The sequence below is a fragment of the Pseudomonas sp. SWRI111 genome, assembly GCF_014268555.1.
Lineage (GTDB): Bacteria > Pseudomonadota > Gammaproteobacteria > Pseudomonadales > Pseudomonadaceae > Aquipseudomonas > Aquipseudomonas hamedanensis.
In genome coordinates, this window is sequence record NZ_JABWQQ010000069.1 from 1 (window position 1) to 368 (window position 368).

Annotated in this window: 1 protein-coding gene; it reads left to right on the forward strand. The window is 30.7% G+C overall.

What is annotated here, in order from left to right; all coding sequences use genetic code 11:
- The coding region (locus tag HU755_RS26975) for a JAB domain-containing protein (protein WP_272978333.1) at positions 1–327 on the forward strand (327 nt) is incomplete at its 5' end.
- Positions 328–368: the final 41 nt, after the last annotated feature.

A 368-nucleotide genomic window follows, 5' to 3' on the forward strand; every position in this document is an offset into this window, starting at 1 on the left:
CAATTAGATCTTTTATTTTTAAATAAGAATAATGTGGTTATAGGCAGACAAAATATTGTTAAAGGGACTAGAACACTCAATAAAGACTTGGTTCATTTGGCATTTCGACAAGCAATTAAAAGAAACGCTTCAAAAATAATAGTCTGTAGTAATGAACCTGCAGGTTATGCAGTTTTAAAAGATGAAGACTATTCTTTATTCGACTATTTTTTATCTATATCCAATCTAATGAATGTTGAGGTACTTGATCATATTATTTTGGGTAAAAAAATGTGCGTTTCTATTGCAGAAGAGATTACGAATAAGTCCAAAGGAGAATTAGCATGAAAAACCAATGTAACCTAATAGGCCGATTGAGTAGAGATCCT